The organism is Candidatus Ruminimicrobium bovinum (assembly GCF_902760015.1).
Lineage (GTDB): Bacteria > Elusimicrobiota > Endomicrobiia > Endomicrobiales > Endomicrobiaceae > Ruminimicrobium > Ruminimicrobium bovinum.
Genome location: NZ_CACWEU010000175.1, coordinates 1 through 10575, shown reverse-complemented (window position 1 = coordinate 10575; position 10575 = coordinate 1). Strand labels below are relative to the sequence as shown.

Sequence of the window (10575 nt, the reverse complement as noted above, 5' to 3'; positions counted from 1 at the left end):
TGCAATTCTTTTGTTCCCGTCAACAAAACTATGGTTTTTTACAACCATATAAAGTAACATTGATGCTTTTTCTTCTAATGTAGGGTAAAGCTCTTGTCCGCCGAAAGTTTGATATACTTGATTAACGGAACTTTCAAAACTTTTATCTTTAGGAACGGCAAATACATCGCTTGCAAAATCGCCTTTCATCTTATCAACAATTTTTAAAAATTCTTGCATTGTTATTTTAACTGCTTTTCTTTTGGAATTTCCTTTTTTATCTAATTGTTGATGGTCGTAATCATCAAGCAAGTTTAACCCTTTAACAAAATTGTTTAAAATGTTACTTACATCTTTTGCTTGTTTTAATGTTTCAACTTGGTTTATTAAACTTCTGTTTAGCAAATCCACTGTTTGTTGTAATGTTGTAAATTTTTCTTTTTGCTGTTGTAAAAGATTTTTATTTATAACATAACCTTCAGTAAGGTAATTTTTTAATGTTTTTGTAGCCCAAATTCTAAACTGTGTTGCTTTTGTAGAATTTACCCTATAACCTACGGAAATAATAGCATCAAGATTGTAAAAAGAAGTTTCTTTTGTCTGAGTTTTATTAACCATAGCACCATGTTGAGTGGTTATTTCCATTTTGGAAATAACCTCTTTTTCGTTCAACTCACCTTCTTTGAAAATATTTTTCAAATGTTTGTTTATAGCAGGGACATTAACATCAAACAACTCTGCCATTGATTTTTGTGTAAGCCACAAAGTTTCATTATGAAGTTTTAAATCTACTTCTAAATTTCCGTCTTTTGTTTTATAAATAATTATTTTGTTTTCTTTTTCCATCAAAACACCTCTTATATAATTACTTTGTATAATTATACAAAAATATGTTTTAAAAGTCAAATTGTTGTTAGTTTGAGGTTGAATAATAATTTAATATTAAATCATTAATTTTTTTGTTTCTCAAAATCATCTTTTATTATTTTTATATTTTCTGAAACATTATAAAAAGTCTGTTTTTTATCTATTATATAATTCAAATATTCATAATTTTTTCCTTTTGAACTTTTAACGGGATTTATATTTTTAAGAAAAATTTCCTAATACCACAACCATCCAAACACAAGCCAATAGCAAGAACTTTAAATTTAAGTTTGCCCCGCACAAGAGCTATTTTAAAAGACAATAATAAAAACAAAATATATTTGTTGAATAAGTAATGGATAAAAAAGAGCATACCCGATTTATTAGGATATGCTCAAGTTTTTTGTTTTACTAATATTAATCTTTCTCGTAAAATCTGCTTTCTGCTTCTTTTAACAATTCTTTTGCACTTTTGTTTTGTGCAACTTGTTTTGATGTATCGCTAAATGCTCTGCTTACCAAGTTTTTATAAGTTGATACCGGTATTGAAGCTAATGTGTATGTTCTCCAATATACTTTACTATCATAACCATTAACTTCCTGTAATTTTTCACTATATGTTGATTCAGCTATAATTCCCGATACTTGTAATTTTTGAACATTTGACATAAAAACATCTTTTAAGTAGCCGCCGGTCGTTTCTTCATAAGAACCTGCCTCCAAACTCCTTCCGAATTCTACACCGATATTATTTTTTATCTGTTCTGCTACTCTTGTTTGTGCTGCAGCAAACGATGCTCTTTTTGACGCTTCCAAATTTGCAAATCCTTCAGCAACCGTTACATAATACATCTTTCCGTCTTTTTCAAAATATTCTTTACCATCGTTTGTCCAACTCGGCTGACTACCTTTCGGAACTGTTTCAATTACATTTACTGTTGCCCCGTTTGTTGCTACTTTCCCTTTACTTGCACAACCGATTAACCCTACAAACATACAACTGATTACTACTGCTAATACTTTTTTCATTCTCCTTCCTCCTTTTGTTTTTTTCTTAACAAGATTTCTTTTTTATTTAAAAGATTTTCAAGTTTTTGTTCCAATATTAATTCTTCCAATTTATCTTTACTTTCTAAATGTTCAACAACCGGTGTATAAAATTGTAAATCATCTATTTCGTGTAATGATGATATTTTCATATTATTAGAAATCTCTGCACCTGTATGTTCTATTTTAAATTTCAATAATAATGGAATAAATTCTCCCGTTTCATTTTGTTCTATTGAAAAATACGGTTCAATATTAAAATATTTTTTTGTTTTGAATATATTTTTTGCTTGTTTTCTATCATCAAAATCAAAATAATAGTTATAAGATTTATTTTGATATTCAAATTTTATATCAAAATATTTTTTATCGACATTTGGTGTAATTGATAAAATTTCTGCTTTATTATTTTTATCAAACAATGGAATTTTTTGAAAAGATTTTATTTTTTGTATAAACGGTTGTATTGTTTTAACCATAGCTTTTAAAGTATCTTCTTCATCTTTTAATACTGCTAATTTCTTATTATCTCTTAGTTCTTTTATTTTATCTTTTACATCTTTTTTAAATTCCTTTTTATGTTCTTCATATTCGTTTAATCTTTTTTTAAATTGTTGTGTGCTTTCCCATTCATCTTTAACAGGTTTTTCCTCTAAAAATACTCTTTGTTTTATTACTTCAACTTGATTATCGTAACTTTCGTCTATTTTTACTTTGTTTATTATTAATATATCGGTAAATTTATTTACAATTTCATCTGTTTGGGCTTTTATTTTTTCAGCTTGTTTTATTGCTTGCCAAACTGACATTTTTTTTGTTTTTTTCCACATTGCCATATTTTTATTTGCCGTTATTTCCAATTCTTTTATTTTTGCTTGGTTTTCTAATTCCTGCTGTTTTATATAATTTTTTTCTTCCAATAATTTCTTTTTTGTTTCAAGTTCTTCTTGTTCTATTTGCCTTTTTAATTTGTTTTCCTGTTGTTGTCTTTGTAAATCTTTTTGTCGTTGCTGTTTTTTTGCTTCTTCATATTCTTCTTTTGCTTCCAATACCATTTTTTCAAATTCTATTTCCTGTTGTCTTTGTAATTCAACTTGCTGTTTTACCTGTTTTGATAGTTTCTGTTCGTATTGTTGTTTTGTGGCAGTTTTTAATTTTCTTTCAAGTTCCAAATTTTTTTGTCTTAACTCTTCAGCTTCTTTTTTGTATTCTTCATCTTGCATTATTTTTTCTAAGTGGCTTTTTACATTTTCCGTATTTATTTTTATTCTTAATTTTACTCTAACATTTTGTTTCCGGTTTTCTACAAAAGGTTCTTCTTCCAATATCTCTATTTTAGCTATGGAACCTGCAATACTTGTAAATTCGTCTTTTGTTATTTCATAATTTTTTATATTTAATTGGCTCATTATAAATGTGCCTGCTTCTTCGGTTGCCTGCCTTGTTAATTTTTGTTTTAAATAATCTATTACTTGGTCTTGTGTTTGGTTTGCAGGCACAAGGGCAGTATCTTCCTTTATAAAAGTTTTTATTCCCGCAAAACAAATTACATTAAAAATAAATATTATTGTTAAAATTAAAAAATATTTTATTCGTTTCATTTTTATTTAATTACTCCCTCATACTTTTTTTTAAATTTTCAATTTCCTGTTCTTCTTGTTCAATTTGTCGTTTTAAATATTCTTTATTTTCTTTAATTTCTTTGTTTCTTTCTTGAATTCTCTTTTTTGTTTCACTTGATATTCTGTTTTTTGCTTTTCCAAACTTATATTTTAAACCTCCGAATATACCAAACCCTTGTCTTGCTCCAAACCTGCCTGTTGCCTGTAAATACATATTCCAATTTTTCCAATTCTTTTCAAAACCTATTCCTAAATCACTATAAGAACCTATTTCCTTTTCGGGTAAAATAATATCATCCATTGTTACCTTTGAACTATTACTATTAAATGACATACTTAAAATTGCATAAGGGGTAAATTGATTTTGTAAATTTAACATTAATTTTAAACTTGGTTCTATGTGTAAATTTGTTGCCGGGTCGGAAGTTATTTTATTGTTTTGGCTGTTTATATAATCTGCTGTATTTATCATACTATACATCAAAAGTAAGTTCGGTTGTAATGTTAGTTTTGAATTTAATTTTATATCTATTCCTGCTTTACCTGCTAATGTATAACTGTTGTTTTCTATGTTGTCTGTTCCGAACATATTTTTAGCTTCAGCTTTGTTAAATATTGCATTTGCCGTTAATGCTAAATAATAATTTTCTGCAATATAAGAACCTGTTAAACCTAAAACATAACCTGTTTGGTTTATATTTATTTCTTCGTAATTTTGTTTAGATGTTGTATAACCAATATAAAAACTTGCTAACATATTATTTGCTACTTGTAAATCAAGTCCGCCTACTGTCCCGTAAGCATCGTTTTTTATATCAATATCATCTATGTTTATTTTTTCACTTACTGCATAAGGTCTTAACCATAAACCTTGTTCTATGCTGTTTTTTTCTTTAAATATTACATTACTGTTACTTGCATATAAATTACCTTTATTTTTTGCATTTCTAACAACTGCCATTTGAGAATCAATATTTGTTAATACTTGTTCTACAACATTTACTTGTGTTATGTATGCACCTATTTGGTTGGCAATTGTATTTTCAAAAGTTATTGGGTTATAATCTACATTGTTTGGAATATAAAATTTAAAAATCCCTGTAGAATTATCATAATAAACAGCATATTTATACAACGATGTATAAGCATTATTCGCACTTGAGAATATAAATTTTTTTAGAGTTTCATCAGCAAATATAATAGAAATATTTTCTTCAGCACATTCTTTTGTAATATTAATATTTTTAACATTTATTTTTCCGTTACCATTAAAACTTGTTGCAGAAATTGTATCTATAGTTTTATTTTCTAAATCTGCATCTATATTTAAACTTATTGTTCCTTCATTTATTGTTAAATTACCAAAGTTATGATGTTGTATTTTCTTGTTTTGTAAATTTATTTCTGCCCCATTATACAATATAGAATTTGTTGCATTATAAAAAACTCCATTTTCACCTAATGAAAATAATCCGTGTATAAACATATTAATCACTGTTAAATTAGAATTGTTTTCTAAAACTCCATTCACATAAATATTTTCTGTAGTTATTTGTGAACTATTTATAAGTTTGTTATTTATTCTTATTGTATTTTGATTTATTGCTGAATTATTAATTATGTTATTATTAATTTCAAGAATACCTGTTCCTGTAATTACATTATTATTTGTTCCGTCAACAAAATTTAATGTCCCATTGTTTTCGATTTGACCATTAATATTATGTGCATTTGTTGTTAATTTTTTATTTTTATTTATTATTACAAAATTTGTTATTAAAGAATTATTTGTAACTAATCCATCTATTATTGTTGTTCCTGTCCCAGTTATTTGATTATTGTTGTTTCCTTCGAAGAAATGTAACATTCCATTATTCATTACTAAATTATTTGATGGTTCTATACTACTTGCATTTGTCGTTAATTCTCCAGTTTGTTCTATAATTAACTTACTTTGTTTTATTGTTCCATTGTTTATAAAATTCCCAAATATTGATATCGTAGATGTATTTATTGTTTGTTCAATAGTGCCGGTATTTGTTCCATTGTTTATTATAAATTTACCATCATTTATTATTTTTGAATTATTATTTATTATTAATGTTTGATTTATGGTTATTGTTGCTGTTGAATTGTTTAATTGTTTATTTGTTAATATTTCTAAATTATTTTGTGTGATGTTAGCTTTGTTTGTTACATTATCGGATATTTGTATTAAACCTGTTCCCGTAATTACATTATTATTTGTTCCACCATAAAAATTTAAACTTCCATTATTTTCTATTTCTCCATTAATATTTTGTGCTTTTGCCGTTAAATTTCCATTATTGTTTATTAATATTTTATTTTGTTCAATTACTGCATCTGCCAAATCAATACTTACATTTTTTATTGTTATTTTTCCTATACCTATAATTCCTTTTTCAAAACTGCTCGAAACATCAGTAAGAGTTAAATTACCATCATTTATTATATCTTGTTCACTATTATTTGAAAAATTTGTTCCACTTATATTAAGATTTCCATTATTTTTTACTGCTCCATAAATATTTGTAAAACCTTTCCAGTTACTAACATTATTTATATTTAAAGTTTGTCCGTTAGATACATATATTCCATCAACATTTGACCCTAAAATTTCTTTATCGTTTCCAAATATTGTTAATTTGTTTCCTTCTAAATTTTCTAAATTTTCTGTTACTTTTTCATTTCCTACTAATGAGTAACTTTTTATTAACATCATACTATCTTTTATTACTTCTTTAAAAGATTTATTATTTGTATATTTATAATTAAGTGTTCCTTCTATCGTATTTGCAGAAAAACTATATTCATATCCACCATAATTTGCTGTTGTTAATACATTTAACTTTGGAGATTTCCCATTATTAAATAATGTTATTGTCCCTTCTTTCTCATTAGTATCTATGTCTATTATATTGATTTCACTCAAATTTAATGTGCCACTTACACTACCAGTTATTGTGAAATTATCGTTGGTATTATTCCTTAAATTTACATCAAATTTTAAATTACTATTGATTGTTGAACTCCATTTTGATAATGTTATATTATCTATCGAATTATTTAATATATTTAATGTTCCTCTTACAAAAGTTATATTACCACTAAAAAATTTATTTGTATTTATTTCTGTTCCTTTTGATTGTAATTCTACTTCACCGCCGTGTATATTTACATCACCCTTATAATCACTCATATCTTCATCTAAAATTATTTTACCTATTGCCGGTAGTGTTGTTGTAGAAGTATTAATATTTAAAACAACTGACTTATAGTCTGATATATTATAATCTGATGTTATTCTATCTTTAAAAATTATACTTGCTTTATCACTTGCCCATAAATTTATTATTCCATTAGAATGTATTGCATTTGATATTCCATTTGCAGTATTTCCCTCAAATTCTATATTATCCGTATTAGCTATTAAATTTATTGTGCCAGCTGATGCATTAGTTCCCAAATTATATATTGCTCCACCTTCCGTTTTGGCAATATTATTTTCAAATTTAGTTCCATCTAATATTGTTACAGTTTTGATATTATATATTGCTCCACCATAACCATAATAATTAGTCGTTGAACCTGTTGCTCCATTTATTTGTTCGGCTTTTGCTATATTTCCAATAAATATTGTTGAACTAATCAATACTTGACCTACTCCATTATATATAGCTCCTCCACAACCGCACGTTGATGAATATTTCTGACTCCATCCTTTTGCTGTATTTTCAATAAATACAGTTGAGTTAATTCTTTGTATTCCTTGAGCTCTAATATATATTGCTCCACCATTTCCAAATGAATAATTATTATTAAATATAGATAATGTAATATTTGCTGTAACATTATAATAATTATCTAAATATATTGCTCCACCACGACCATCGCAGTAAATACCATTAGATACGTGAGATGCATTATTATAAAAATTAGTATTATCTAAAGTTAATTTTCCAGATTCGATAACAGAAAATACTCCACCATAGCCTTGTTGATAATAATTTTCATAACTTTGATTTGATACTGAACTACTTGTTGTTATTTCATAATGTGTTGTTGCAAAAAGATTTACTGACAAAAATAAAAAACAGATAATTAATAATTTATTTTTCATAATTCTCCACTAAATTAAAATTTTTTTCATTCCTGCTTTTCTTACTTTTATGCGAACTGAATATTTGCTGGATTCTAATATTTTTCTAACAGTGTTTTCATCACAATTATTTTTTAAACCTATTATCACTTCATTAAAGTAAACTCTATGAAAAAAATCTTTATAAGGTAAGACAACTATTTTATTTTGCTTATTTACATCTTTTTCAAATTCTTCTATTATTGGGAAATTATAATATGTTTTATTTTCTACTTCAGTTAAATTATCGTTAATATCACTCACAATTATTCTCGTCTCTTTTTCTTTTTCAAAAGAAGAGAATTTTATTATGTCATTGTAACGAAGAATAACATTATTTATATTTTCTATTAGAGCTTTTTTGAATTTCAAATATTCTTTATTATCTTCAATGTCAGTTTTTATTCTTTTAAAAAATTTTATCCAAGCACATATTTCTTGGTTTAGATTATTATATTTAACATTTTCTTTTACATATTCAACTTCTGATAAAAATTTAGGAATAATTTTACTTATATTTTTATAATTATTTAGCCCTCTTACTATTCTAAATCCAATAACAAACCCTGTATAATCACAAGCATATTTCCTCCATAAAAATTCATTGTCTTTATCACAACAGAAAGAACCTACAAAAACTTTATTTTTGATTTTATTGATATTAGAATATTTTTTAAATAATCTTGGATAATCCTTTTTTATATCTTCCAATAAAATATTACCTTCTGTAGAATCATTGCTTTTTCCCAATTCGCTAAAGTGTAATGTTTTACTTTTAATTATCTTTTCAAAATTTTCAAATTTCGTATAATGATAAATTTTTTTATTTGTAAACTTTTCCTGTTTCATTTTTGTATGTTTTATTTTTGTCTTTTAAAAATAAGCCTAAACTTTCTACTTTTAAATGCATTTTCATCTAAAATTTTTTCAAATTCACTTATTACGGAAGAATGTAATTCCCATCCGGTTTTTGCCATTTTGTTTAGTTCTTCATTTAACTCATAATACATAACATTTATTACTTTATACTCACACATTTTGAATCTCCTTATAGAATGTTTACTTCTTAATTTTCTCTCTCTATAAACCATTTTGATAAATTAATTAAAAACATTATTGAAGAAAAAATAATTAACAATATTATTGGTATAAGCAATAAACCGATAAAGATAATTTCTCTTAAAAAATATACACAATACCATACTATCCAACATATAAATTCAAACCAAAACCAAAATACAATTTTCTTTTTAATATCCCTTAATTCTTCTTTTGGCATTATTAATTCCATATTTTTCTCCTGTATTTTTTCAATAATATTAAATTTTAATATTGTTCATTATAAATTCTTTTATATTTTATTTTCTTGTCATTTATAATGCTGTTTATCCAGCCCATATTATTTATACTTTCCATTAAATCTTTTGATTTTGGATAAGTGTAACTTGAACCATATATTGCAACATTGTTTTTTAGATTCACCATTATGAAATCTTCACAATAACTATCTTTGGAGTAAGTACCGCTATTATGAAAATTTATATATTCACCATCTATAGAAGCATTTTTAATATAATAAAGTTGCACTACATTTTTAAGTTTGCTATCTTTCCTTGCAACGATTAATATTTTGTTTGATTCGTAATAAACTGCTTTTACAATTTCTGTTCCTTCTATTGTGTTAAAGTCAAATTGTAAATATTGTGCAGTAGCAGGGTCTACATCCCAAGCAGGTTTTGAGTTTTTGTTGCTTACTTCTTTCATTCTTAATACTGCTTTATCAATATCCGTTTTAGAAATTCCTTTTAATAAATTTATTGAATTTATAAAATCAACTTGTTCACAACTTGTAAGAACAAACAGCACTAAAAACAAAACAACTATTTTTTTTAATAAAATAAATTCTTTTTTCATACATTCTTCCTTATAGTTATATTATCAGTTGTATTTAAAATTTGTTTTTGGATTTTTGAAAAGGATTGATTTGATTTTGTAGAAATATTAGGCAAAACAAAACGGCTGACTTATTTTATGTGGTTCTAAAGACACAAAATAAACAGCCGTGGTTCAATGCCCTTGTTAAAGGGCATCAAACACTTGGAATAAAAGATTAAGTTAATTAGGCTTAACCTTTTATTCCTATACGGTCTGTTTTTGGTTTAGAACCACTTTTGTTTTTAACAAAAGTCTATCCTTTCGGATTCCAAAAACATTCAATATTAACTTGTATAACTACAGCTGATAAGCTTAAATGCTTAGAGCTGATAGTTGAACGACAAACTGCAAACGACTTAACTACGAGATTCCCGATTACAAATCTCGGGAATGACAACAAAAAAAACGACTAACAACACCTACGAACAACTTGGATCCCGTATCAAATACGGGACACAGCTTTTGCGGTACTACAAGCTGATTTTAAAAGTTAAACCCTCCATCTAAAATAATATAGACATTATACTTTAAAACAATTTGTAAAAACAAGTTTTTTAGAGGTTAAGAGGTTGGGTGATATTTAATATACCAAATGAAACCTTATTAAGATTTTCGTGTGCCGGGGATCCTTGAGTAATTTGTAATAGCGGGAATGTAGGTCAATAAGGATTTCTGTATACAGGTTCCGTAAAATGCATTTATTTCTCCTTAGTACATTCTATAACAGCTCAAAGAAAAAATCACTTTATATTTTTTCCAAATATTATTTTAAATTTTTATAAAGTGTATCGACTTCTTTTAAAAGGTTGGGAATATCAAGTTTTTGAGGACATTTCTTTTTACATATTCCGCAATTAATACATTTATCTGCTCTATGACCTTCCGGAATTTGTTCGTAAGCCATAGTAAACTGCCAATCTTTGTATTGTGTTCCGTTTTTATGTTGGTTATACATCATAAATATTT

9 protein-coding genes are annotated in these 10575 nt (G+C 25.9%); all 9 read right to left on the bottom strand.

The window, feature by feature from the left end:
* On the bottom strand, positions 1–825 hold an 825-nt coding region (gene rhuM / locus ACMUOV_RS05790; RefSeq protein WP_413854161.1), incomplete at its 3' end, for a RhuM family protein.
* A gap of 438 nt (positions 826–1263) precedes the next feature.
* Positions 1264–1875, bottom strand: coding sequence for a hypothetical protein (locus ACMUOV_RS05785; RefSeq protein WP_413854160.1), 612 nt, complete (start codon positions 1873–1875; stop codon positions 1264–1266).
* The gene (locus tag ACMUOV_RS05780) at positions 1872–3494 is read right to left on the bottom strand and encodes a hypothetical protein (protein WP_413854159.1); all 1623 of its coding nucleotides are present in this window, start codon (positions 3492–3494) and stop codon (positions 1872–1874) included. The genes ACMUOV_RS05785 and ACMUOV_RS05780 overlap by 4 nt, the downstream gene beginning before the upstream one ends.
* 10 nt (positions 3495–3504) lie before the next feature.
* Entirely contained in the window at positions 3505–7656 is a 4152-nt protein-coding gene (locus tag ACMUOV_RS05775; protein WP_413854158.1) for an autotransporter domain-containing protein, read from the bottom strand.
* A gap of 9 nt (positions 7657–7665) precedes the next feature.
* Positions 7666–8385, bottom strand: coding sequence for a DUF2971 domain-containing protein (locus tag ACMUOV_RS05770; RefSeq protein ID WP_413854157.1), 720 nt, complete (start codon positions 8383–8385; stop codon positions 7666–7668).
* 149 nt (positions 8386–8534) lie between these two features.
* Positions 8535–8711, bottom strand: a complete 177-nt coding sequence (locus ACMUOV_RS05765) for a hypothetical protein (RefSeq protein ID WP_413854156.1) — start codon at positions 8709–8711, stop codon at positions 8535–8537.
* A 29-nt stretch (positions 8712–8740) separates the two neighbouring features.
* Positions 8741–8965 (bottom strand): hypothetical protein, encoded by a 225-nt coding sequence (locus ACMUOV_RS05760; RefSeq protein WP_413854155.1) that lies wholly within the window; start codon positions 8963–8965, stop codon positions 8741–8743.
* A 35-nt stretch (positions 8966–9000) separates the two neighbouring features.
* The gene (locus ACMUOV_RS05755) at positions 9001–9588 is read right to left on the bottom strand and encodes a hypothetical protein (protein ID WP_413854154.1); all 588 of its coding nucleotides are present in this window, start codon (positions 9586–9588) and stop codon (positions 9001–9003) included.
* Positions 9589–10372: 784 nt separating this feature from the next.
* A partial coding sequence (locus tag ACMUOV_RS05750) for a 4Fe-4S dicluster domain-containing protein (RefSeq protein WP_413854153.1) occupies positions 10373–10575 on the bottom strand: 203 nt, incomplete at its 5' end.

Coding starts and splice junctions, on each gene's coding strand:
- ACMUOV_RS05785 (WP_413854160.1), bottom strand. CDS start 1,875: ATGAAAAAAGTATTAGCAGTAGTAATCAGTTGTATGTTTGTAGGGTTA.
- ACMUOV_RS05780 (WP_413854159.1), bottom strand. CDS start 3,494: ATGAAACGAATAAAATATTTTTTAATTTTAACAATAATATTTATTTTT.
- ACMUOV_RS05775 (WP_413854158.1), bottom strand. CDS start 7,656: ATGAAAAATAAATTATTAATTATCTGTTTTTTATTTTTGTCAGTAAAT.
- ACMUOV_RS05765 (WP_413854156.1), bottom strand. CDS start 8,711: ATGTGTGAGTATAAAGTAATAAATGTTATGTATTATGAGTTAAATGAA.
- ACMUOV_RS05760 (WP_413854155.1), bottom strand. CDS start 8,965: ATGGAATTAATAATGCCAAAAGAAGAATTAAGGGATATTAAAAAGAAA.
- ACMUOV_RS05755 (WP_413854154.1), bottom strand. CDS start 9,588: ATGAAAAAAGAATTTATTTTATTAAAAAAAATAGTTGTTTTGTTTTTA.